We start from the raw sequence: 22,060 nt of genomic DNA, 5'->3' as shown, positions 1-22,060 counted from the left end.
TCCGCCTGGCGACACCAGCTCATCCACTCTGACGAACCACGGAAACACGCCGACGGACGCCCTCGACACCACGACTGAACGGGCCAACAGCGGCTCGTCCGGACAGCGGAGGTCGGTCAGTGAACGGGCAGTCGTGGGAGTCGATGACACCGGAGCAGCGACGGGCCGAGTGGGACCGTTTCCGGTACTGGCAGCAGCAACGCGAACAGCAGCGTCCGCAGACCGCCGTACCCGCTCGACACGTGCAGCTGGGAACCCCGACCGCGCGCCGGGGTCTCCTCATCGGAGTGATCGCACTCGTCGTCGGGCTCGGCCTCGTCACCATCATCGACCGGAGCACCGACGTCACGGGCCGGATGACCGTCGTGACCGGTACCAGCGCCCTGTCGGCGTCGAGCTACGGCAGCGGCGGCAGCTGCGTCACCTACGGCGGATACGACGACATCACCGAGGGCACCGCGGTCACCGTCCGGGATTCGAGCGGCGCCATCGTCGGCGTCGGGAATCTGGAGGCCGGCCAGTCCGATTCCTACGGGTGCACGTTCCCGTTCACCGTCACCGACGTTCCGAACTCCGCCTTCTACACCGTCGAGATCAGCCACCGTGGCGAGGTCACCTTCACCGCCGACGACGTCGAGACGGGCGAGGTCCAGCTCAGTCTCGGCTGAGGCAGCCGCGATCCGTCAGGACAGCACCCGGAGCTGGAACGGGTAGTCGTAGGTCTCGTTGTTCGACGCCCGGATCGCTCCCTTGATGTGGCACCACGCGGAGACCACGAACAGGACGAGCATGAGCGGGAGAGCGACGAGGATCCCGACCACGGTGAAGATCAGCACCCAGCTGAGCAGGAAGAGCACCCAAGAACGACAGGTTGAAGTTGAACGCCCCGGCGGCGGCCCTGCGTGCGAACGGGTCGTCCTTCTTGACCAGCCAGACCAGCAGCGGGCCGAGCAGGCTCAGCAGCCCGGCGCTCAGCACCGCGGCGATCGGCGCCGAGAGGTGGGCGAGAATGGCGGCGATCCGGCTGCCCTCGGGCGGCCTGGACACGGGATGGCTGGGGTACGGCTGCGACATCGACGCTCCCTCCTCTGGTCCGCGAGCCATGACCGGCTACGCTCCGGCACCTCTCTGGACGAGGGTCCGCCGGTAGGTGCCACCCTGCCAGTCACCGGCCCCGAAACCGGACCCCGACGACACGGTTCCGATACCTGATCACCCGGACGAGCGCACCGATCCGGACCGCACGGCTCGCCGGGCCGGAGCCCCGCCCTCAGATCCCCGCCACGGACAGGAACTGGGTCTCCTGGAAGGCCCGGATCCCGTCCCGCGCACCCTCCCGGCCCATCCCGGACCGGCGCATCCCACCGAACGGCGCCGCGGGATCGGAGACGACTCCCCGGTTGATCCCGACCATGCCGCATCGCAGGGCCCGCCCGAGCCGCAGTGCCAGAGCGGTGTCCCCGGAGAAGACGTAGCCCGCCAGCCCGTACTCGGTGGAGTTCGCCGACCGCACGACGTCGTCGACCTCGCGCCAGGTGAGGATCGGGGCGACCGGGCCGAAGGTCTCCTCCACGACCAGGGCCGAGTCCGCGGGGACGTCGCGCAGCACCATCGGAGCGAGGTACGACCCGGCGTCCGGTACCGGCCCCGGCCGGTTCGCCAGGACGGCGCCGCGTCCCAGCGCGTCGTCGACACGGCCCTGGATCCGTGCGACGGCATGGTGGTCGATGAGCGGCCCGATGTCGCTCGCGGGATCGGTCGCCGGGCCGACCCGCTGGGCGTCGAACGCCGTGGCGAGTGCATCGGTGAACGCGTCGGCGACGTCGGCGTGGACGAGGAAGCGGTTCGCCGCGGTGCAGGCCTGCCCGGCGTTGCGGAGCTTCGCGATCACCGCTCCCGCCACGGCCGCCTCGACGTCCGCGTCGGCGCAGACGACGAACGGTGCGTTGCCGCCCAGCTCCATCGAGCTGGTGACCACGCGGTCGGCAGCCTGGCGGAGCAGCAGGCGGCCGACGCCCGTGGAACCGGTGAACGACAGCTTGCGCACCGCCGGATGGTCGAGCAGGGACGCGACCACCGGACCGGACCGCGAGGTGACCACCACCTGCACCGCACCGTCCGGGACCCCGGCCTCGCCGAGGAGGCCGGCGATCGCCAGGGCGGTCAGCGGCGTCTCCGCCGCGGGCTTGAGCACGGCGGTGCAGCCCGCGGCGAGCGCGGGGGCGACCTTGCGGGTGACCATCGCCGCGGGGAAGTTCCACGGGGTGACGAGTGCGGCGACCCCGACCGGCTGCGCGGTGACGACGGTGGTGCTGCGGCCGTCGGGGGCGGTGCCGAAGTGTCCGTCCGGTCGCACCGCCTCCTCCGCGAACCAGCGGAGGAACTCGGCGGCGTAGGTGATCTCCGCGCGGGCGTCGCCCCGGGACTTGCCGCTCTCCGAGGACACGAGGGCGGCGAGCCGGTCGGCGCGCTCGATCATCAGCCGGTGGGCCGCCACGAGGACGTCCGACCGGGTCCTCGGTGGAGTCGCCGCCCACCCGGCGAACGCCTCGGCCGCGGTGTCGGCGGCGCGGCGGGCGTCGTCGGTGTCGTCGTCGGTGAGGGTGGCGAGCACGGCGCCGGTCGCCGGGTCGGCGACGTCGACGCCGTGCCCGGCGCCGGTGTGGCGTCCGGTCCCGGCCAGCGCGAGGGCGTCGTCGAGCCGGACCGTGTCACCGGCGGCGAGGGAGGTGCTCACTCGTCGTCCCAGTTCCGCGGGGCGACGTAGCCGGTCTGACCCTTCTCCAGCCCGAGCGCGAGGATCGGCCCACCGAGGTCCTCCTGCCAGATCAGCGATTCCATGCCGATGTGCTGCGGGTGGTCCTGGACCGTGTAGACGGTGAGTCCGCTGTCGCTCGGGTAGTGCGCGTGCTCCCGCCAGGAGGGCGCGGAGAGCAGCAGGTCGCCGGGGCCGAAGTCGATCCGCTGCCCGTCGACGACGGAGTAGCCGGTGCCCTCGACGTGGTAGTTGATGGCGACCGAGCTGTGCCGGTGGCCGGGGCCCTCCGGCCGCTGCCGGACCCCCTGCGGGATCCGGGAGAGCGTGACGAAGAAGCTGCCGGTAGCCCCCTGTCGGCGCTCGGTCGCCGGGTTGTACAGCGCCATGATCGTGCGCCTGCCGTCCCCGAGGGTCTGCGACATCAGGTCCGCGACCGCCCGGTAGGGCCAGTGCAGCGCCCGGTCCGGGACGGGCTCGATGTCGACCAGGTACTCGTAACCGCGCAGGCGCGCCCCGGTCGGCGAGACCTCGTGGTCCGGTGCGGTGCCGCGGTCGGCGACGTCGTCGGCCTCCTCCATGTCGATCGGCCCGTCGACCGGTACCCCGGGGACCCAGTCCTCGGCGAGCTCCTCCCGGAAGTGGGTGCCGAGGAACTCGAGCAGCGGAGCGTTCGAGTAGGCCAGCCGCACCCATCGCCGGTCGCCGGTGTTGACGAACCGGTGCGGCTTCATCGAGGGCACGGTGACCACGTCGCGGGTGGCCGGCTCCAGCGTCGTGTCCCCGACCTGGATGCTCCCGGTGCCCTCGAGACCGATCTGGACGAGGCTGGAGTTGCGCCGCACGGGTGTCGTCCGCTCGCCGGGCAGCAACACCTCGACGACGACCTCCACCCCGGGGCGAAGCTGCGTCCGGACGTCGACTCGGGATGGACCAGCGCCGCCGAACGCCGGCCGTCGGCGGGGGTGGGTCCCTCCGACAGCCGTTCGACGGTCTCCCGGATCTCCGCCGCGGTGATCTTCAGCGGGGCCCAGGGGGTGGGCCGTGCCGATCCCTCGCCCGACATGTCGACGGCGCGGGCGCCGGAGCCGGCACGGGTCACGTCAGTGGTGGTCATGTGCGTTCCTCTCCGTGGGTACGGACGCCGGTGAAGCCGCTGCGGTGGAAGACCAGCGGGTCGGCGTCGTCGTTCGAACGTGCGCTGTGGACCCGCAGCAGCACGAGGAGGTGGTCACCGGTGACGGTCTCGCCGTCGACGGAGCAGGTGAGCTGCGCGACGCTGCCGTCGAGGTGCACCGCTCCCCCGGTGGCCGAGGTCGCGATCCCGGCGAACCGGTCGCCGCTGCGGGCCGCCAGGGAACGTGCCGCGTGCTCGTGCGGATGCGCGAGGACGCTGAGGCCGAGGACGGGGACCTCGCGGAGCACCGGCCAGGTCTCGAGCTCTGCTGGACGCAGACCGCGACGAGCGGAGGGTCCAGCGACACCGGGACGAAGGTGCTGATCGCCATGCCGACCGGCTCCCCCGCGACCGTCCCGCAGACGGCGACGACGCCCGACGGGCAGGCACCGAACACCGAGCGCAGGACGTCCGGTGCGAGCGTCTCCGCCGTCATGCCGCGGCCCTCCGCGCCCGCCGGGCCTGCTCGACCGGTCCGGGAACCGTGAACCGCCAGTAGCGGCACACGGCGGAGATGGCAGGGCCGGGGTCCTGGCGGGGCGGCAGCGTCAACCCCGGTGTGGGGCAGACGAGACCGGCGGCGACGAGTGCGGGCCTGAGCTGCCACTCGACGACGGTGTGATCCGACGGTTCGGCCACGCACAGGGCGAACGCCACTCCTGCGGCCGGACGGGTGCCGGACCGGCGCTCGAGCGCCCGGGTCAGGTCCACGGGCAGCTCGCCGTCACGGACGACCGCGGCGACCACGAGGACGTCGGCGTCGCGGGCGACGGCGACGAGGTCGGTCGACCCGGTCGCGGTGGTCATCCGGGTCGGCCGGGTCCCGGTGAGGCTCGTCGTGAACCGGTCGGCGACGTCCGCGACAGGCGGTCCGCCCGCCGTGATCACCGCGGTGGTGACGGGTGCGTCGATCATGGTGCGTCCCCGCGCCGGAGGACCGCTGCGCGGAACCACGGCGTTCACCGCGAGACCGGCTCGCGGGCCGGGGCGGCGCCGCGCCGGTACCGGGCGCCGACGTGGTCGGCCGGCAGGTGCGGTCCCCCGTGCGGGAACATCTTCTCCCGGAAGGTCCCCGGCCGGTACGCGGTCTTGTACCGGCCGCGGTCCTGCAGCTCCGGCACGACGAGCTCGGTGAAGGCGCGGAGCCCGCCCGGCTCGATCGTGCGGAGCAGGTTGAACCCGTCGATGCCGGTCCCGTCGACCCAGGAGATCAGCTCGTCGCAGACCTGGGAGGGCGAGCCGACGACGTAGGCCTCGATCCCGGCGAGACCGCTGAACGAGGCGATGTCCCGGATCCGGACGGTCCGCCCGCCGTTGTGGCGGGTCATCGCGTCGAGCACCGACTGCATCGCGTCGCTCTCGACGTGCTCGACCGGGTCGTCCCAGCCGTACTTCGAGAGGTCCTGGCCGATGAACCCGGAGAGCATCGCGAGATTGCCCTCGCCGTCGCTGTACTCGCGGCACTGGGCCTCGACGTCCCGGGCCTCGGCCTCGGTGGGGGCGACGACGACGGTGATCGCGTTGAAGACCTTCACGCTGTCGGCGCTGCGGCCGGCGTCCACCGCGGCCGCGCGGTACCCGTCGACGAGCCGCCGGGCGTGCCCCTTGTCGCTCACCGACATGAACGCGGCCTCCGCGTGCGTCCCGGCGAAGCGCATCCCCCGGGGCGACCCGCCCGCCGAGTAGATGAAGGGCGTGCGCTGGGGGGACGGCTCGCACGGGTGGAACGCCTCGCACGCGTACCGGCCCTCGGTCCTGACACGGTGCACGCGGGCGGGGTCGGTGAAGACGCGGCGGTCCCGGTCGCGGACGGCGGCACCGTCCTCCCAGCTCTCCTCCCACAGCCGGTACATGAGGTCCATGTACTCCTCGGCGATGTCGTAGCGCTGGTCGTGGGGCACCGGCTCGACGCCCATCGCCCGCGCGGCGGAGGGCTGGATGCCGGTGACGACGTTCCAGCTCACCCTGCCGTCGGTGAGGTGGTCCAGCGTGGAGAACCTGCGTGCGAGCAGGTACGGCGGTTCGTAGGTCGAGTTGGCGGTCACGCCGAAGCACAGGTCCGAGGTGGCCGCCGCCATCGCCGGGATCATCATCATCGGGTCGTTGACCGGGAACATCCCGCCGGCGCGCATGATCGCGTCCGGCGCCCCCTGGTAGACGTCGTGGATGCCGAGGCCGTCGGCGAGGAAGATGCCGTCGATCAGGCCCCGTTCCGCGGTCCGCGCGAGATCGGCCCAGTGGTCGAGCGTGGTGTACCGCGTGGCCTCGGACTCGGGGTGCGCCCAGAGTCCGGTCCAGGACTGCGAGGGCGATGCCATGGAGAACGCGTTGGTCAGGATGTCCGTGCTCACGGTGGTCTCCTGTGTGAGGTCGGCGGGGTCGGTTCAGGACGGCCCGAGGAGCGCCGCGCCCTGCTCGAGCAGGGCGCGGACCCGGGGCAGGCCGTCGTCGCCCAGCGGCAGGAGCGGGGCGCGGACGTGCGCCGACGCCAGGTGTCCCTGCTGGTGCAGGACCCACTTCGCCGGGGCCGGGTTGGTCTCGTGGTCCCCCGCCTCCCAGGCCTCGTACATGCGCGCGACGGCAGCCGGGGCCAGGTTGGACACCGCGGAGACGAAGCCGGCCCCGCCGAGGGCGAGCAGCGGGAGTCCGAGCAGCTCGATGCCCGACCACACCAGCAGCTCCCGCCCGCACAGGTGCAGCACGCGGGAGAAGTGCTCGAAGTCCTTGGTGGTCTCCTTGATGCCGACGACGTTGTCGCAGTCGGCGAACAGCCGGGCCACGGTCTCCGGGGCGACGTCGACCGCCGTCCGGGACGGCACGTTGTAGATCACGATCGGCAGGTCCGGGAACTCCGCGGCGACCGTGCGGTACCAGGTGTAGAGCGCCTCCTGCGTCGGGCGGGCGTAGTACGGCGTGATCACCAGGGCCGCGTCGGCGCCGGCGTCCCGGGCGGCGGCGGTGATCTCCAGGGTCTCGTCGAGCTTCGCCGAGCCGGTCCCCGGCAGGAACGGGACGGCGTCGTCGACCTCGGCGGCGACGGAGCGGATCGCCTCGATCCGCTCCGCGACGGTCTGGGCCGACGGTTCCCCGGTGGAGCCGCCGACCGAGACGCCGTGCGAGCCCGACTCGATCTGCCGGCGCACCAGCCCGCGCAGCGAGGCGAGGTCGAGCGCACCGTCGGCGGTGAAGGGTGTGACGACCGGGGCGATGGATCCCCGGATGCGGGCGGGGTCACTGCGGAACTTCACGAACGTCCTCCTACGAGCAGGCGGGCGACCGCCAGATCCGACAGGCCCATGCCCATTCCCTTGAACACCGTGCAGCGGGGCCTGGACGGCCGTTCCGCCTTCCCGGCGACGACGTCGCAGAGCCGCCGCAGGGCTCCCCATCCGTCGGTCTCCGCGGGGCCGAAGTACTCGCGCAGCTCGCGTGAGCCGCGGCGTGCGTTGGTCTCGCTGTCGACGACGGTCAGCGCGGACTCCCCGAGCAGGGCCGGGTCGAACTCGGCGTGCGAGGGCAGGATGGCGCCGACCGCGTTCAGGTGGGCGCCCCGCGCGAGGTGCTCCAGCCGCAGGAACGGCTCGGGCGCGCGGGTGACCAGGGTGACGACCGGGACGTCCCGGGTCGCCTCGCCGACCGAGCCGGCGACGACCGCGTCGAGCCCCAGCTCGCCGCGGACCTGGTCGGCCAGCGCGTGCGCGCGCTCCGTGGTGCGGTTCCAGAGCCGGACCCGGCGCAGCGGGCGGACCGCGGCGACGGCCTCGACCTGCCGCAGCGCCTGGCGTCCCGCCCCCAGGACGGCGAGCTCGTCGGCGTCCGGGTCCGCCATCACCCGCGTCGCCACGCCGGAGATCGCGGCGGCCCGCAGCGCACCGGCCGCACCCGCCTCGGCGACGCCGAGGGTCGCGCCGTCACCGGCGGAGAACACCGTCATCAGCGCGCTCGCACCGGTGGGGGTGTTGACCCACGTCTTGAAGATCGCCAGGTCGGCGTCGCGGTCGAGCGCACCGAGCGCGTGCGCGCTGCCGCGGGCGTCGCCGTGCGGCCACGTTGTCATGGTCTTGTCGAGGTTCCAGGCCGAGCCGGCGGCCTCGTGGGACAGCACCGCCTCCAGCGAGTCGATCACCTGCGGCAGGGTCGGCCCGGAACGCACGTCGTCCTCGGTCCAGAGCTTCATCGGGTCGCCTCCACCGTCGTGCGGGCCTCGTCGACGACGCCGTGCCGCAGGGTCCCGACGCCCGAGACCTCCACCTCAAGCTCGTCGCCCGGCCGCAGGAACCGGGGCGGGTCCATCCGGAACCCGATTCCCTTCGGCGTACCGGTCGCGATCAGGTCCCCTGGCCGCAGCGGGGTGAGGGTGCTGACGTAGGCGACCAGCTCGGCGAACCCGAAGGTGAGACGGTCGGTCGTGTCGTCCTGCACCGTCGTCCCGTTGAGGCGGGTGGTGACGCGCGGCGGTCCGATGCCGACCTCGTCGACGGTCGTGACCCACGGGCCGACGGCACCGCTGTGGTGCCAGTTCTTCCCCGCGGTGGCCTGGTTCGAGTGCAGCTGCCAGGACCGGACGCTGTTCTCGGCGATGCAGGTGACGCCGGCGACGTGCCGCCAGGCGTCCTCGGCGGGGATCCGGCGGCCCGGGGCCCCGATCACCAGTGCGGCCTCGTCCTCCCAGTCCAGGGTGTCGTCGGAGGCCGGCCGGACGACAGGGGTCCCGGCACCGACGAACGAGTCGGCGAACCGGGTGAACAGCGTCGGGTGGTCCGGGCCGTCGGTGGCCGGGCGTTCCGACTCCGAGGCGTGGGCCGCGTAGTTGAAGCCGACGCACACGATCTTGGCGTGGTCCCCGATGGGCGGGTCCCAGCGCAGGTCGCCGACCGGGAGCCGGGGGTCGTCGGGGCGGTCCGCCGGTAGCCGGGCGAGCACGGACCCGAAGGTGTCGACACGGTGGTCGAGCCGGACGACCTCGTCGCCGGAGACGATGCCGAACCCTGCCTCGCCGGAGGTGGTGCGGAAGCGGGCGAGCCTCATCCGATCACCGCCGGTTCCGCGTGGCCGGCCGACGACGTGAGCGGGCCCACCGGTGCGCGCAGTCCGGCGTCCTCGAGACGGGGCAGCACCTCGCGGGTGAAGGCGTCGAGCCCGGCGTCGTAGTCCACCCAGGTCAGCAGCGCGCCCTCGATCCCGGCCCGGCTGAGCATCGCGAGCCGCTCGGAGATCGTCTCCGCGGTGCCGACCAGCGGGAACCCACCCGCACCCGCCGCGAAGCGCTGCCGCATCGCCGCCAGCACGGCCGGGGGCATCACCTGGGTGTTCGCCCCCTGGAGTCGCATCCAGGCGTCGACGCTCCCGGTGTCCTCCTGCTCGACCGAGAACCGCCGGTAGTACGCTTCGGCCTCGGCCCCGGTGTCCCGCTGCACGACCGCGGTGTGGGTCCAGACGCGGACCTCGCGGCCGAACTCGTCGCGGGCCATCTGCTTGTAGCCCTGGATCTGGTCGCGGATCTCGTCCTCGTCCTCGGAGTGCACGATCACGAAGCACAGGTCGGCGTGCTCGGCGGCGAACCGCATCCCCCGCGGGGACCCACCGGCGTTCATGATCGGGATCGCGGGCTGCACCGGCTTCGGTTCCGACACACCGCCGACGACGTCGAAGAAGCTGCCGTGGAAGTCGAACTCGCCGGTCTCCGTCCAGAGCCTGCGCGTCACCTGCAGCCATTCGGCGAGGTGGTCGTAGCGCTCGTCGTGCTCACGCAGCGGAGCGCCGAACATCTCCAGCTCCGGCCGGTTCCAGCCGCCGACCACGTTCAGCGCGAACCGGCCGCCGGAGATGCGGTCGACGGTCGCCGCCTGCTTCGCGGCGACGATCGGGTGCAGCGTCGGGGCGTGCGAGGTGGCGAGGACGCCGATGTTCTCGGTGGCGGCGGCGATCCCCGCCGCCCAGGTGAAGGGGTCCATCACGCGTCCGGACCGGTGCCCGGGGCTGTTCTCCGGGTAGCCCTTCCAGCGGGCGAAGGGGACGACGGCCTCGAAGCCGGCCCGGTCGGCCGCCCGGGCGGTGCGCAACGACATGGCCCACGACGTCTCCGACGCCTCCGGCACCAGGGTCTGGGACGCACCGGAGCCGTTGGTGCAGAACAGTCCGAGCTTGAGGGTGTTGCCGCCGAACAGCGGATTCAGCGCAGACCTCCTCGTCCGTGGTGGTGTCAGGGACGCTAGGGAGCCGCATCACATAACACCACTACGAGTCCAGCCATGAATCGATATGCTTTTTCGTATGCTTCAGCTGCAGCTGCGCCGCCTCGACCTGTTCTGCACGGTGGTCCAGGAGGGCGGCGTGACCCGCGCCGCCGAGCGGCTGCACGTGGCACAGCCCTGGGTGTCGGCGCAGCTCCGCACCCTGGAGAAGGCGGCAGGCGCGCCGCTGTTCGTCCGGGACGGACGCCGCATCGCGCTGACCGAGGCCGGTCGGCGCTTCCACGCCTGGGCGGCCGACGTGCTGGCCGGCAGTGCCCAGGTCCGCCGCGACATCGAGAACCTCGGTGCGGGACTCGCCGGGTCGCTGACGGTCGCGACGAGCATGGCGATCGGCACCTACCTCGTGCCCCCGCTGCTCACCGGGCTGCGCCACGAACGCCCCGGTGCCGACATCACCGTCCACATCAGCGAGCCGGCAGCGGCGCTCCGCAGCGTCGCCACCGGCGACGCCGACTTCGCCGTCGCCACCTTCTCCGACGAGCTCGATCCCGAGCCCCTGCACGCCGAGCGGCTGTGGGAGGAACCGCTGGTGCTCGCCGCCGCGCCCGGCGGCCCGCCGGACGGTGACACGATCACCCTCGCCGAGCTCGCCGGCCTGCCGCTCGTGGGCGTCCCCGCCGGTGTGGCGTTCGACCGCACGCTGGGCGACCAGCTGCGCCGCCACGGGGCCGGCGAGCTGACCTACGTCATGCGGCTCGGCCACGCCGAGGCCATGAAGCGGGCGGTGGCCGCGAACGGCTGGTGCTGCTTCTCCCCGTCCTACGTGCTCGCCGACGACGTCGACGCCGGGCGGTTGCGGAGCGTCACGATCAGCGACGCGAACCTCGTCGAGGGGATCGGGCTGTTCCACCGGCGGACGAAGTTCTTCTCCCCGCTCCAGGAGGCGGCCGTCGCGATGCTCCGGGAGGTGGCGACGAGCAGATCGGGCGAGGTCACGGCAGCGGCACCGCCCCGGTGAGCAGTGCGACGGCCAGCACGACCGCCGACACGGCCAGTCCGCACGGGACCCCCAGCCGCACCATGGCGCGGTAGTCCAGGCGCAGGAGCCCCAGCAGCAGGAACAGCGCGGCGACCGTGGGGCTGTAGGCGTGCAGCGGCTGCGCGACCACCGCCGCGCGGGCGACGGCCTCGGCGGGCACCCCGAACTGGGCGGCGGCCCCGCTGAGCACGGGGAGGACACCGAAGTAGAACGTGTCCTGCTGGACGACGAACGTGAGCGGGAACGCCAGCAGTGCGGTGGCCAGCGGGACCGCGGCGCCCGCGTCGGGCGGCACGAGGGCCGCCAGCGACGTCGCCAGCGACTCCGCCATCCCGGTCCCGGACAGCACGCCGGTGAACACCCCGGCGGCGAAGATCAGCACGGTGACGGGGATCGCGTTGGGTGCGTGGCGCCGCAGCAGACGTGCCTGGGTCGCCGGGTCCGGATAGTTGAGCAGCAGCGCCACGACGGTGCCGGCGACGAACAGCAGGACGGGTTCGACCCAGCCGGCGATCAAGGGTGCCATGACCGCCAGCGCGAGGACGAGGTTCGCCAGGGCGAGGCGCGGCCGTCGCAGATCCTGCTCGGCGGGCTCGTCCCCCTGGACGGCCGCGCTCGGTGGATCGGTACCGGCGGCCGGCGCGACGGCGACCCGCTCACGGAGAGCGCCGAGGCGGCTGCGTTCGCGGCTGCCCAGCACGGCGGCCAGCCCGAGGACGGCGGCGGCCCCGGCCAGCTGCGGGACGACCAGCGGCGCGTACACCTCGACGACGTCGACGTCGAGCGCGGTCGGGGCCTTGATCACCGGTCCGCCCCACGGCAGCAGCGTCGCGGTCCCCGCGGCCATCACCGCGACCACGGCCAGGAGCTCGACCCGCATCCCGAGACGCCGGTACACCGGCAGCAGCGCCGAGACGACGATGATGTAGGTCGAGGAGCCGTCGCCGTCGACGGCGACCAGCAGTGTCAGCACGGCGGTGGCGAGCACGACCCGCATCGGGTCGTCCCTCGCGAACCGGCGGAGCACGGTGATGAGGGGATCGAACAGGCCGGCGTCGAGCAGGATGCTGAAGAACAGCACCGCGAAGAGGATCAGCGCCGCGGTCGGGGCGACGGTGGCGATGCCGTCACCGACGATCCCGCCCAGGTCGCCACCGGCACCGGCGAGCAGGGCGAACACGATCGGTACGCCCACCAGGGCCACGACCACCGACACGCGTCCGGAGAGGACGAGCCCGAGGAACGCGGCCAGCATGGCCAGGGTCAGCATGAGGAGAGGTCCTTGTCGGCGGGGCGGGGTCGCATCAGGCGACGTCGGTGCGGCCGGCGAAGTCCTCCGGCAGCAGTTCGGAGATCCGCGCCGCGACGTGCACGACGGCGGCCGCGTGGGTGCGGGCCAGGACGCGGGCGCCGACCCGCGACGCGGACACGGTGATGTTGACGGCGCCGACGGGCGCTCCGGAGGGGACGCGGATCGCGGCGGCCAGCGACCGGTGCTCGACCGTCGTCTGCTGGTCGTTGAGCGCCCAGCCCCGGCGCCGGGTCCGGTCCAGGTCGCTCCGGATCGCCTCGGGGGTGGTGGCGGTGCGCGGCGTCAGGGCGGGGAGCTCGGACCGGGCGAGCACCTCGTCGCACGTCCCGGCCGGGGCGGCGGCGAGCATGGCCCGGCCCAGCGAACCGGCGTGGATCGGCACCCGGTGACCGATGTAGACGGGGTTCGGGGGGAACTGGCGGGAGGGGACGCGCCCGACGATGACCGCGTCGGTCCCGTGCGGGACGGCGAGCTGCGCGGTCTCCCCCGTGACGTCCCGCAGCTCCACGAGCAGCGGTTCGGCGACCTCGGGCAGGGCCATCGTCGCCGTCGTCGCGAGCCCGACGGTGATGGCCGTGGGGCCGAGGCGGTAGCCGCGCCCGTCACCGACGCGGACCAGGAACCCCGCCTCGCACAAAGTGTGGCCCAGCCGCAGCGCACCGGCCTTGCTGACGTCGACGTGGTCGGCGATGTCCTGCAACGACATCTCCGGTCGTGCCGGTCCGAACGCGGTGAGCACGCGGAGCCCACGCGCGAGTGACTCGATGGTGTAGTCGCCACGGTGCGACGGCATCCGATCCTCCTTCCCGGCGACGGCGCCGGTCCTCGGAGGACCGTAGATCGGCTCGCGCCGTCTCCGTGACACCGTTTCGCACAGCGAAACGCACGTGAACGGGCACCGGGGCGGTCCGTAGAACCGCAGGGGTGAGCCGACACCTCGATCCGGACGCCGCCCGGTTGCTGGCGCGCCGCAACGGGCCGCCGCTGCACACCCTCACCCCCGAGCAGGCGCGATCGTCCCGGTCGGCACGGATCCCCGCCGACCGGGACGACGACGTCGGCACGGTCGAGGAGCTCACGCTCCCGCTGTCCGGCCGCGCACCGGCCGCGCGCCGCTACCTGCCCGGGGGCGCGGCGCCGCCCGGGACGGTCGTCTTCTTCCACGGTGGCGGGTTCGTCACCGGTGATCTCGACAGCCACGACCGCCAGGCGCGCATGCTCTGCACCCGCACCGGGTGGGCGGTGGTCTCGATCGACTACCGCCTCGCCCCCGAGCACCCGTTCCCCGCCGCCGTCGACGACGCCGTCGAGTCCGTCGCGCGGGTCGCACGGGACGCGGGGCCGGTCGCCGTCGCGGGCAGCAGCGCCGGGGGCAACCTCGCCGCGGGCGCCGCCCGCGCACTGGTGGGCACGCCCGGGGCCCCGGTGGCCCAGCTGCTCGTCCAGCCCCTGCTCACCGACGATCCCGGCCTGCCGGCCCGCCGGGACAACGCCGCCGCACCCGGCCTGGACGACGCCACCCTCCGCTGGTACCTCCGGCACTACCTGGGACCGCGTCCCGGCGCCCGGCGCGACCCGCGCTTCGACCTGCTGGCCGACCCCCCGCCGGACGGTCTCGCACCCGCGGTCGTCGCCGTCGGCGGTGTCGACCCCCTCCGCGACGACGGGTGGTCCTACGCCCGCGCACTCGCGACGGCGGGCGTCGAGGTCGTGCTGCACGACCACCCGCGACTGCCCCATGGTCTCTGGGGCATGGCCGGCGACGTCCCGGCGGCCGACCGGGCCGCGGCCGCCTTCTGCGACGCCTTCACCCGGCTCCTGCACCGTCCCACCGACACCGAGGAACGCTGATGATCGTCCTGGTCAGCCTGCTCCGGCGCCTGCCGGAGCTCACCGCGGCGCAGTTCACCGCGCACCACCGCGAGCACCACGCGCCGCTGTTCGCGTCCGTGGACGAGGTGCGCCGGCTCGTGCGCCGGTACACCGTGGAGTCCCCGGCCGCGGTCGGGGACCTCGCAGCTCCGCAGGTCGACGCCGTCGTCCGGCAGTGGTTCGACGACGTCGGGGCGATCCACGAGCTGCTCGCCTCCGACGGGTACCGGACCGTGGTGCTGCCGGACGAACGACGCTTCATCGACCACGCCTCCAGCACCTTCTACGTGACCACGGAGCTGGACGTGCCGATCACACCCTGAGCTCGATCTCGTGGTCGGATCGACCGTCCGTCCACGCCCCCGGGGGGCTCGTGGCACTCGTCACGCCGGGGGCGGCGCACCTTGCGACTCGTCCGCGGTGTCGCCCGCCGCAGGGCATGCACCGGGGCCCCTCAGCGATCCCGAGGTTCCCAGGCCACCGCCAGCGAGCCGCCGACGAGCCCACACGCCGTCCCGAGCAGAAGACCGCCGAGGCTCGGGGTGAGCAGCGACGCCACCGCCAGCAGCAGGCCGGCCACCCCGCACGGCACAGTGTGTCGCGGGCTCACCACGAGGGTGACGGCGCAGCCGAGGAGCAGTACGCCGACCAGGAGTCCGGTCAGTCCGCCGGCGCCGGGGGCCACGAGCACCGTCAGCCGGCTCGAAGGGAGCAGGAGCACTGCCGCCCCGGAGACGGCCAGCAACACCACCGCCGCCACCGGCCGCCCGCGCAGAGCCGTGCCCCGGGCGGCGCGCCGGAACATCCCGGGCACCGGGGTGCGTCCCGCCATCAGAAGCACTCCGCGACGTCGTCGCCGATCCGCAGGTCCAACCCGGACAGACCCAGGTCCGCGACGCTCGCCCACCGCACGGTGGCTGCCAGGTCCAGCTGGAGCCCTTCCGCCAGGATCGGCAGGTTCCCCGGTGCCGCGACATCCAGCGGGATCCCCTCCGGCGTCTGCTGCTCCCGGTTGAGCAGCAGACGCTGACCGAGCGCCCCGAGCCCGTCGACGCTCTCGATCGCGAACTGCACGTCGCCCGCCCGGATCTCCTCCGCGTCGGGCGGAGTGTCGAGCCGCAGCACCCAGGTCCCCACCGGCGTCGGGACCGCACCCGAGGCGCACAGCCCGCGCACCCGCACGTCCCCGAGCCCGACGACCACCACCGGCTGCCTGTCCCCGTCCGCGTCCTGGACGAACTGCGGGAACACCCCGGTCGCCACGGCGCCGAGCTCCGCAGCGGTGATCTTCACATGCTGGCGGCCGTCCGCGGCCAGCGCGACGGGAAGCCCTCCCGTCGCCGCAGCCACGAGCATCGCCAGCACGACACCGGACGACAGCGCGAGGACCACACCGAAGCGCCTCCACCTGATCCGGGCGGATCCACGTGCCGCCTCGGCACGGTGCCTGCCCCTATTCGCCGTCGAGTCCACACCATGTGCAACTGTGCCAATGAACTATGGCAACATCGCCCGGCCGTCGTTCACCCTATCGAGTCTCCTGCACGCACTGCGCGACAATCACCCGATGGCCCCGATGCCACCCCCCGCTCCGGAACCGCGCCCCTCACCACACGGCGCCGACACCGATTACCGGATCGACGACCTCGCCCGCGCCGCCGGGATGACCGTGCGCAACGTGCGCTCCTACCAGGAGCGTGGGCTCCTGCACCCTCCACGCCGCGACGGCCGCCGGGCGCTCTACGACGACACCCACCTGGGCAGGCTGCGGATCATCGGCAGGCTCCTGGACCGCGGCTACACCACCGTCACCATCGCCGAGCTGCTCGCCGAGTGGGAACGCGGCCGCGACCTCGGCGTCGTCCTCGGCCTGGAGACCGCCGTGAGCGCCCTGTGGCCGCCCCGCCCGGCCACCCCGATGACACCCGAGGCGCTGACCGCGCTCTTCCCGGGGGCCGACGTCGACGCCCTGGTGGCCGCCGGGCTGGTGCACCACCACCGCGGCACCCACACCGCGCCCAGTCAGCAGATCCTCGCCGCCGCAGCCGACCTCGTCCGAGCAGGCGTGCCGAGCGAGGTCGTCCTCGACCTCGCCCGGCGCACCACCACCGCCCTCGACGGGATGGCTCGTGATCTGCTCGACGCGGTCGTGACCCACCTCGTCGACGGCGGCTCGGCCGTGGCCCACCCCGATGACGCCCTCCCCGACGACTCGGCCGCCGACCGCGCCGCCACCGCACTCCGCAGCCTCACCCCGGCCTTGACCACGGGCATCGCGGAGCTCCTCGCCGCGACACTCGAGCGTCACAGCGTCGCCGTACTCGACGCTCGCGCCGGGCTCGTCCTCGGCGAGCACCCGAGCACGCCATCCGTCTGACGCCCCGACACGTGCGGCCGGGCCGACGGCCCCGGTAATCACCGCAGCCCGCGTTCCTGTCGCCACCAGGTCGGTTCGGGACTCCACCGCCGGGTGCCGGGAACACCCGGCGCCGGTCCCGCCGGGCAGATCCACCAGCGAGCCGCTGACCTGCCGAACCTCGCCGGAGGCCGGTCCCGCGCACCCGGTGTCGGCCGCGGCCACCGTCCTGCTCCGGCCACCTCATACGGCGCCGTCCCGCGGGCACATCGTGATCTGCGTCCCGTCAGGGTAGATTTGCCTAACCTGACCCGTAGTGTCCGATCAGTCCGGATCTGATCGCAGTCCGTTGCGTCTCATCCCACTCCCCGAAAGGACGGTCATGGCCTTCACCGTGCCCCGCCGCAGCCGGTGGTCCGTGGTTCCTGCCATCGCGCTCGCAGCCCTCCTCGCGCTCGCCGGCTGCGCGACACCCTCCGACGACGGTGACGCTCCGAGCCCCGGTGCCACCGCGCTTCCGCCCGCCGAGGGAGCCACGCAGTACCCGCTGACGCTCACCACGTGGGCGGGCGAGACGGTGCTCGAGCAGCGGCCCGAGCGGATCGCCGTGATCGGCTTCTCGCCGAACATGGACGCGCTGGAGGCCCTGGGCGTCACCCCCGTCTACACGATGGCCGAAGAGAGCGAGTGGCCGTGGCGGAGCCAGGAGTGGTTGTCGGGAGTCGAGTTCCGCGACACCGTCACCCGGCGCGATCCGATCAACTTCGAGGGGATCGCCTCGACCCGACCGGATCTGATCGTGGCGACCAACTGGGTCCAGGACGAGCCCACCTTCGAGCGGCTCAGCTCGATCGCCCCGGTGCTGGAGAACCCGACCCAGGTCAAGGGTGATCAGATCAGCTGGCAGGACACCCAGCGGATGATCGGCGAGGCGCTGGACCTGAGCGCCGCGTCCGACACCGCGGTCACCGAGGCCGAGCAGGCCATCGACCGGGTCGCGCAGGAGAACCCGGACTACGCGGACCGGACGATCACGATCGCCACCGACTACACCCAGAGCGGTATCGACTACTACACCGCCGCCGGCGGGACCGCCGAGGCCGCGACGCGCCGGATGGGGTTCATGCCGAATCCGCTGGCCGAGAACTTCACCGCCGACGCCGGCGTCGCCGACGAGCAGATCGGCCAGCTCGACGCCGACGTGCTCGTCGTGTTCTACACCGATCCCGCCTCGAAGACCGCGCGCGAGGCCACCCCGCTGTTCCAGTCGCTGCCCCCCGTCGCCGAGGGCCGCTACCTCGGCATCACCATCGACGACCCGGACAGCGCCATGACCTGGGTGCTGCGCCGCGGCGCCAGCGTGACCAGCCTGCCGTGGACCGTGCAGCGGCTGTCCGAGCGGATCAACGCGCTGGGCACCGCCTGACGGTGTGCACGTGATGGGAACGGGCGCGACATGAACGACGCACCGCGAGCCGGCGTCGCGACCGCACGGCGCACTGGGCGGGGGGACTCCCCCGCCCGGTCGTCGTCGCTGTACCGGCGCCGCGCACTCGGGCTGGCCACGATCCTCACGGCACTGATGGCGGCGGTGATCCTGAGCCTGGCGCACGGCGCGAACCCGCTCGGCTACGACCAGGTGTGGTCGGCGCTGTGGGGCCGGGACGGGTCGCAGGCGTCCATCATCGTCTGGACCGAGCGCTGGCCCCGCACGCTGCTCGGGATCGCCGTCGGCGCCGCGCTGGGCGTCGCCGGGGCGCTGATCCAGGCGCTGACCCGCAACCCGCTCGCCGAACCGGGGATCCTGGGTGTCAACGCCGGGGCCGGGTTCGCCGTGACCCTGGGCGCCGGGGTGTTCGGGCTCGCCGGCATCTCCCAGTACGTGTGGTTCGCCTTCCTCGGCGCCGCGGTGACCACCGTCGTGGTCTTCGTGATCGGCTCCGCGGGCAGCGGGACGGCGTCCCCGGTCACCCTGGTCCTGGCCGGGGTGGCGCTCGGCGCGGTGCTCAACGGGTTCTCCACGTTCCTCACCCTGATCGACCCGGACACGTTCCGGTCGTTCCGCAACTGGGGCCTGGGGTCGCTGGCGCGGACCACGATGGAGGACACGCTGCTCGTCGCGCCGTTCCTCCTGGTCGGCCTGATCGGCGCGCTGGCGCTGGCCGGGCCGCTGAACTCGATCGCCCTCGGTGACGACCTGGCGGCCTCGCTCGGCACCCGGGTGGGCCGCACCCGGGTGCTGGGCATCGGCGTCGTCACCCTGCTGGCGGGCGGCGCGACGGCGCTGACCGGCGGCATCGCGTTCCTCGGGCTGATGGTGCCGCACGTGGTGCGCTGGTGCGTCGGCCCGGACCAGCGGTGGATCATCGCCTACTCGGCGCTGGCCGCGCCGGTGCTCGTCCTGGTCGCCGACGTGCTGGGCCGGGTGCTCGTGCGCCCCAGCGAGATCGAGGTCGGGGTCGTCGCGGCGGTCATCGGCGCACCGGTGCTGATCGCGCTGGTCCGCCGGAGGGAGGCGAGCAGCCTGTGACGACCACACCGACCCGCCCCGACGAGCGGGTGGACTTCGGCTACACGACCCGCACGGTCCGTACCCGGTGGCTCTCCGGCCGCGTCGGCGTCCGGCTGCTGGCGGTCTCCGCGGCGGTCCTCGCGGTCGCCGTGGCGGTCTCCGTCGTGTCGCTGGGGCTGGGCGACTTCCGGCTCGGCGTCGGCGAGGTCGTGCAGGCACTGCTCGGCGGCGGGCGGGAGTTCCAGCGCATCATCGTGACCGAGTGGCGGCTGCCGGTGGTGCTCGCGGCGCTGGTGTTCGGTGCGCTGCTCGGCATCGGCGGGGCGATCTTCCAGTCGCTGACCCGCAACCCGCTGGGCTCCCCGGACGTGATCGGCTTCGACGCCGGCTCCTACACCGGGGTCGTGCTGACCCTGCTGGTCGTCGGCGCGAGCAGCTACTGGAACGTCGCGTTCGCGGCGCTGGCCGGCGGTCTGCTCACCGCGTTCGCGGTGTACGTGCTGGCCTACCGCGGCGGCATCGCCGGGTTCCGCCTGATCATCGTCGGGATCGGGATCTCGGCGATGCTCACCTCGGTCAACTCCTACCTGGTCACCCGCGCCGACATCGACGACGCGATGGTCGTCGGGTTCTGGGCGGCCGGCTCGATCGCCGACGTGACCTGGACGCCGATGCTGCCCTCGCTGGGGATCGCCGCGGTGATCGTCGTCGCGACCGTGCTGCTGTCCCCGGCGCTGCGCCGCCTCGAGCTCGGCGACGACGCCGCCGTCACCCAGGGCACCCGGGTCGGCGCGGCCCGGCTCGGGCTGCTCGTCGTGGGCGTGTCGACCACCGCGCTGGTGACCGCGGCGGCCGGCCCGATCGGGTTCGTCGCGCTCGCCGCCCCGCAGCTGGCCCGGCGGCTCACCCGCTCCCCCGGGGTCAGCACCGCGGCCTCCGCCGCGATGGGCGCGGCGCTGCTCGCCTCGGCGCACCTGCTGAGCCTGGCGATCGCCGAGGTGTACCGGGCCATCCCGGTCGGGCTGATCACCGTCTGCCTCGGCGGCTGCTACCTGATCTGGCTGCTCGTCCGCGAGGCACGGCGGCAGTACGGAACGTTCGCATGACCGACCCGGGAGCCCCCTCGTTGAACACCTCGTCACACGGGACGCACGCTCGGCTCGTCACCCGCGACGCCGCGATCGGCTACCGCGGGCGGGTCGTCGCCGACGACCTGTCGCTGGACATCCCGGACGGCTCGTTCACCGCGATCATCGGCCCGAACGGCTGCGGCAAGTCCACGGTGCTGCGCGCGCTGTCCCGGATCCTGCCGCCGTCGTCCGGGCAGATCCTGCTCGACGGCAAGGAGATCGCGTCCTACCCGCCGAAGGAGGCCGCCCGCAGCATCGGGCTGCTCCCGCAGAGCTCGCTCGCCCCGGACGGCATCCGGGTCGCCGACCTGGTGGCCCGCGGGCGGGCGCCGTACCAGAACCTGATCCACCAGTGGCGCGGCTCCGACGAGGAGGCCGTCCGGTCGGCGCTGGAGGCGACCCGGCTGACCGAGCTGTCCGGACGGCTGGTCGCCGAGCTGTCCGGCGGGCAGCGGCAGCGGGTGTGGGTGGCGATGCTGCTCGCCCAGGACACCCCGATCATGCTGCTGGACGAGCCGACGACGTTCCTCGACATCGCCCACCAGTACGAGCTGATGGAGCTGTTCCGGTCGCTGCACGAGGGCGGCCGGACGATCGTGGCCGTCCTGCACGACCTCGGCCAGGCGGCCCGCTACGCCGACCACCTCGTCGTCATGCGGGAGGGCCGGGTGGTCACCGCGGGCCCGCCGCACGAGGTGATCACCGCCGAGCTGATCGACGAGGTGTTCGGGCTGCGCTGCCTGGTCGTGCCCGACCCCGTCACCGGCACCCCTACGGTGGTGCCGCTCGACCCCCGCACCGTGAGCACGGAAGGACATCGATGAGCACTCCCGGAAACCGCCCGCGGCGGCCGCAGATCGTGCTGGAGGTGCTCTAGCGCACCCGGCTCACGCCGCACATGGTGCGCATCGTCGCCGGTGGGCCCGGCATCGCCGACGTCACCGACAACGGGCACACCGACGCCTACACGAAGATGCTGTTCGCACCCCCCGGCAGCGACCTGACCCCGCCCTACGACCTCGCCGCGCTGCGCGAGGAGCTGCCGGTCGAGGCGCTGCCGTCGACCCGCACCTACACGATCCGCCGCTTCGACCTGGAGAACCAGCGGATCTGGATCGACTTCGTCGTGCACGGCGACACCGGCGTGGCCGGGCCCTGGGCGGCGACGGCCGAGCCCGGCTCCCCGGTGGTGCTCGGCGGGATCGGCGGCGGCTACGCCCCCGACCCGCAGGCCGACCGGCACCTGCTCGCCGGTGACGAGTCGGCCCTGCCCGCGATCGCGTCCGCGCTGGAGGCGATGCCTGCCGACGCACGCGGCGTCGCACTGCTCGAGGTCGGCTCCGCCGCCGACGAACTCGACCTGACCGCGCCCGACGGTCTCGAGGTGCGCTGGCTGCACCGTGACGGCGCCGAGGCCGGGACGACCGACCTGCTCGTCGACGCCGTCCGAGGTCTCGACTGGCCCGCCGGGCGGGTACAGGTCTTCGTGCACGGCGAGCGGGCCGCCATGAAGTCGCTGCGCCCACACCTCACCGACGAGCGCGGCCTCGACCGGTCCCAGCTGTCGCTGTCGGCCTACTGGGCGCACGGCCGCAAGGAGGACGTGTTCCAGTCCGAGAAGCGCGAGGCCGTCGGGCAGATCTGAGCCACCCTGGAACCGGGGGCCGGGTAGGGCCGCGCGTACCGCGCTCGGCCCCACCCGACCCCCGATCA

23 protein-coding genes and 2 pseudogenes are annotated in these 22,060 nt (G+C 73.4%); 11 read left to right on the top strand and 14 right to left on the bottom strand.

Annotated features, from left to right (window positions below; genetic code table 11):
- The first annotated feature begins 119 nt into the window (after positions 1-119).
- Positions 120-668 (top strand): hypothetical protein, encoded by a 549-nt coding sequence (locus Ae150APs1_RS30665; RefSeq protein WP_083680363.1) that lies wholly within the window; start codon positions 120-122, stop codon positions 666-668.
- 15 nt (positions 669-683) lie between these two features.
- On the opposite strand, the gene Ae150APs1_RS34435 is transcribed toward Ae150APs1_RS30665, so the two are convergent.
- The 10 genes and pseudogenes from Ae150APs1_RS34435 to Ae150APs1_RS25400 form a co-directional block, all read right to left on the bottom strand.
- Positions 684-857: a DUF4870 domain-containing protein gene (locus Ae150APs1_RS34435; RefSeq protein WP_254849407.1), complete on the bottom strand. Its 174-nt coding sequence runs from the start codon at positions 855-857 to the stop codon at positions 684-686.
- 413 nt (positions 858-1,270) lie between these two features.
- Positions 1,271-2,737, bottom strand: coding sequence for an NAD-dependent succinate-semialdehyde dehydrogenase (locus tag Ae150APs1_RS25440; RefSeq protein ID WP_139317061.1), 1,467 nt, complete (start codon positions 2,735-2,737; stop codon positions 1,271-1,273).
- On the bottom strand, positions 2,734-3,648 hold the full coding sequence (locus Ae150APs1_RS25435; RefSeq protein WP_249266479.1) for a cupin domain-containing protein: 915 nt from the start codon (positions 3,646-3,648) through the stop codon (positions 2,734-2,736). The genes Ae150APs1_RS25440 and Ae150APs1_RS25435 overlap by 4 nt, the downstream gene beginning before the upstream one ends.
- Positions 3,649-3,868: 220 nt before the next feature.
- Positions 3,869-4,263, bottom strand: a pseudogene (locus Ae150APs1_RS25430) (flavin reductase family protein).
- A gap of 101 nt (positions 4,264-4,364) precedes the next feature.
- The gene (locus Ae150APs1_RS25425) at positions 4,365-4,847 is read right to left on the bottom strand and encodes a hypothetical protein (protein WP_060633785.1); all 483 of its coding nucleotides are present in this window, start codon (positions 4,845-4,847) and stop codon (positions 4,365-4,367) included.
- A 44-nt stretch (positions 4,848-4,891) separates the two neighbouring features.
- Entirely contained in the window at positions 4,892-6,283 is a 1,392-nt protein-coding gene (locus Ae150APs1_RS25420; RefSeq protein ID WP_083680362.1) for an NtaA/DmoA family FMN-dependent monooxygenase, read from the bottom strand.
- A gap of 33 nt (positions 6,284-6,316) precedes the next feature.
- A complete protein-coding gene (dapA, locus tag Ae150APs1_RS25415) occupies positions 6,317-7,180 on the bottom strand; it encodes a 4-hydroxy-tetrahydrodipicolinate synthase (protein ID WP_075300757.1) in 864 nt (287 codons plus the stop codon).
- Positions 7,177-8,109, bottom strand: coding sequence for an ornithine cyclodeaminase family protein (locus tag Ae150APs1_RS25410; protein ID WP_075300756.1), 933 nt, complete (start codon positions 8,107-8,109; stop codon positions 7,177-7,179). The genes dapA and Ae150APs1_RS25410 overlap by 4 nt, the downstream gene beginning before the upstream one ends.
- Entirely contained in the window at positions 8,106-8,960 is an 855-nt protein-coding gene (locus Ae150APs1_RS25405) for a fumarylacetoacetate hydrolase family protein (protein WP_075300755.1), read from the bottom strand. The genes Ae150APs1_RS25410 and Ae150APs1_RS25405 overlap by 4 nt, the downstream gene beginning before the upstream one ends.
- Entirely contained in the window at positions 8,957-10,069 is a 1,113-nt protein-coding gene (locus tag Ae150APs1_RS25400; RefSeq protein WP_349289916.1) for an LLM class flavin-dependent oxidoreductase, read from the bottom strand. Before Ae150APs1_RS25400 ends, Ae150APs1_RS25405 begins: the two co-directional genes overlap by 4 nt.
- Positions 10,070-10,205: 136 nt before the next feature.
- On the opposite strand from Ae150APs1_RS25400, the gene Ae150APs1_RS25395 reads away from it, so the two are divergent.
- Positions 10,206-11,144, top strand: coding sequence for a LysR family transcriptional regulator (locus Ae150APs1_RS25395; protein WP_075300753.1), 939 nt, complete (start codon positions 10,206-10,208; stop codon positions 11,142-11,144).
- Here the strand turns inward: Ae150APs1_RS25395 and Ae150APs1_RS25390 are convergent.
- A complete protein-coding gene (locus Ae150APs1_RS25390; RefSeq protein ID WP_075300752.1) occupies positions 11,119-12,435 on the bottom strand; it encodes a citrate:proton symporter in 1,317 nt (438 codons plus the stop codon). The genes Ae150APs1_RS25395 and Ae150APs1_RS25390 overlap by 26 nt on opposite strands.
- 34 nt (positions 12,436-12,469) lie before the next feature.
- Positions 12,470-13,270 carry an IclR family transcriptional regulator gene (locus tag Ae150APs1_RS25385; RefSeq protein ID WP_010240661.1) on the bottom strand — a complete coding sequence of 267 codons (801 nt, stop codon included), beginning with the start codon at positions 13,268-13,270 and terminating at the stop codon, positions 12,470-12,472.
- 131 nt (positions 13,271-13,401) lie between these two features.
- On the opposite strand from Ae150APs1_RS25385, the gene Ae150APs1_RS25380 reads away from it, so the two are divergent.
- Positions 13,402-14,328, top strand: a complete 927-nt coding sequence (locus Ae150APs1_RS25380; RefSeq protein ID WP_075300751.1) for an alpha/beta hydrolase — start codon at positions 13,402-13,404, stop codon at positions 14,326-14,328.
- A complete protein-coding gene (locus tag Ae150APs1_RS25375; RefSeq protein WP_010240664.1) occupies positions 14,328-14,672 on the top strand; it encodes an EthD domain-containing protein in 345 nt (114 codons plus the stop codon). The genes Ae150APs1_RS25380 and Ae150APs1_RS25375 overlap by 1 nt, the downstream gene beginning before the upstream one ends.
- Positions 14,673-14,803: 131 nt before the next feature.
- Here Ae150APs1_RS25375 and Ae150APs1_RS25370 read toward each other — a convergent pair whose 3' ends face one another.
- Positions 14,804-15,181, bottom strand: coding sequence for a DUF6114 domain-containing protein (locus tag Ae150APs1_RS25370; RefSeq protein WP_075300750.1), 378 nt, complete (start codon positions 15,179-15,181; stop codon positions 14,804-14,806).
- Positions 15,181-15,741, bottom strand: coding sequence for a DUF6230 family protein (locus Ae150APs1_RS25365; RefSeq protein ID WP_010227776.1), 561 nt, complete (start codon positions 15,739-15,741; stop codon positions 15,181-15,183). The genes Ae150APs1_RS25370 and Ae150APs1_RS25365 overlap by 1 nt, the downstream gene beginning before the upstream one ends.
- 175 nt (positions 15,742-15,916) lie before the next feature.
- Between Ae150APs1_RS25365 and Ae150APs1_RS33000 the strand changes: the two genes are divergently transcribed.
- From Ae150APs1_RS33000 to Ae150APs1_RS34720, 7 genes and pseudogenes are all read left to right on the top strand, one after another.
- Entirely contained in the window at positions 15,917-16,726 is an 810-nt protein-coding gene (locus Ae150APs1_RS33000; protein WP_212567259.1) for a MerR family transcriptional regulator, read from the top strand.
- A gap of 361 nt (positions 16,727-17,087) precedes the next feature.
- Positions 17,088-18,131: an ABC transporter substrate-binding protein gene (locus tag Ae150APs1_RS25355; protein WP_075300748.1), complete on the top strand. Its 1,044-nt coding sequence runs from the start codon at positions 17,088-17,090 to the stop codon at positions 18,129-18,131.
- Positions 18,132-18,161: 30 nt separating this feature from the next.
- The gene (locus tag Ae150APs1_RS25350) at positions 18,162-19,235 is read left to right on the top strand and encodes an iron chelate uptake ABC transporter family permease subunit (RefSeq protein ID WP_139317060.1); all 1,074 of its coding nucleotides are present in this window, start codon (positions 18,162-18,164) and stop codon (positions 19,233-19,235) included.
- Complete coding sequence (locus Ae150APs1_RS25345; protein ID WP_010227769.1) at positions 19,232-20,323, top strand: iron chelate uptake ABC transporter family permease subunit; 1,092 nt, start codon at positions 19,232-19,234, stop codon at positions 20,321-20,323. Before Ae150APs1_RS25350 ends, Ae150APs1_RS25345 begins: the two co-directional genes overlap by 4 nt.
- Complete coding sequence (locus Ae150APs1_RS25340) at positions 20,320-21,171, top strand: ABC transporter ATP-binding protein (RefSeq protein WP_060573135.1); 852 nt, start codon at positions 20,320-20,322, stop codon at positions 21,169-21,171. The genes Ae150APs1_RS25345 and Ae150APs1_RS25340 overlap by 4 nt, the downstream gene beginning before the upstream one ends.
- 68 nt (positions 21,172-21,239) lie before the next feature.
- A pseudogene (locus Ae150APs1_RS34725) lies at positions 21,240-21,536 on the top strand (siderophore-interacting protein); the annotation flags it as partial.
- A complete protein-coding gene (locus Ae150APs1_RS34720) occupies positions 21,534-21,992 on the top strand; it encodes a siderophore-interacting protein (protein WP_349289915.1) in 459 nt (152 codons plus the stop codon). The pseudogene Ae150APs1_RS34725 and the gene Ae150APs1_RS34720, both read left to right, overlap by 3 nt.
- Positions 21,993-22,060: the final 68 nt, after the last annotated feature.

Source organism: Pseudonocardia sp. Ae150A_Ps1 (assembly GCF_001932315.1).
Taxonomy (GTDB): domain Bacteria; phylum Actinomycetota; class Actinomycetes; order Mycobacteriales; family Pseudonocardiaceae; genus Pseudonocardia.
The sequence above is the reverse complement of the archived record's forward strand: the minus strand, read 5'-3'. Positions and strand labels throughout refer to the sequence as shown.

What these genes read in the sequence shown, in the direction of transcription:
- Ae150APs1_RS25350 (WP_139317060.1), top strand. Translation starts at nt 18,162, where the DNA reads ATGAACGACGCACCGCGAGCCGGCGTCGCGACCGCACGGCGCACTGGG.
- Ae150APs1_RS25405 (WP_075300755.1), bottom strand. Translation starts at nt 8,960, where the DNA reads ATGAGGCTCGCCCGCTTCCGCACCACCTCCGGCGAGGCAGGGTTCGGC.
- Ae150APs1_RS25410 (WP_075300756.1), bottom strand. Translation starts at nt 8,109, where the DNA reads ATGAAGCTCTGGACCGAGGACGACGTGCGTTCCGGGCCGACCCTGCCG.
- Ae150APs1_RS25355 (WP_075300748.1), top strand. Translation starts at nt 17,088, where the DNA reads ATGGCCTTCACCGTGCCCCGCCGCAGCCGGTGGTCCGTGGTTCCTGCC.
- Ae150APs1_RS25375 (WP_010240664.1), top strand. Translation starts at nt 14,328, where the DNA reads ATGATCGTCCTGGTCAGCCTGCTCCGGCGCCTGCCGGAGCTCACCGCG.
- Ae150APs1_RS25390 (WP_075300752.1), bottom strand. Translation starts at nt 12,435, where the DNA reads ATGCTGACCCTGGCCATGCTGGCCGCGTTCCTCGGGCTCGTCCTCTCC.
- Ae150APs1_RS33000 (WP_212567259.1), top strand. Translation starts at nt 15,917, where the DNA reads ATGGCCCCGATGCCACCCCCCGCTCCGGAACCGCGCCCCTCACCACAC.
- Ae150APs1_RS25385 (WP_010240661.1), bottom strand. Translation starts at nt 13,270, where the DNA reads ATGCCGTCGCACCGTGGCGACTACACCATCGAGTCACTCGCGCGTGGG.
- Ae150APs1_RS25425 (WP_060633785.1), bottom strand. Translation starts at nt 4,847, where the DNA reads ATGATCGACGCACCCGTCACCACCGCGGTGATCACGGCGGGCGGACCG.
- Ae150APs1_RS25395 (WP_075300753.1), top strand. Translation starts at nt 10,206, where the DNA reads ATGCTTCAGCTGCAGCTGCGCCGCCTCGACCTGTTCTGCACGGTGGTC.
- Ae150APs1_RS25370 (WP_075300750.1), bottom strand. Translation starts at nt 15,181, where the DNA reads ATGGCGGGACGCACCCCGGTGCCCGGGATGTTCCGGCGCGCCGCCCGG.
- Ae150APs1_RS25340 (WP_060573135.1), top strand. Translation starts at nt 20,320, where the DNA reads ATGACCGACCCGGGAGCCCCCTCGTTGAACACCTCGTCACACGGGACG.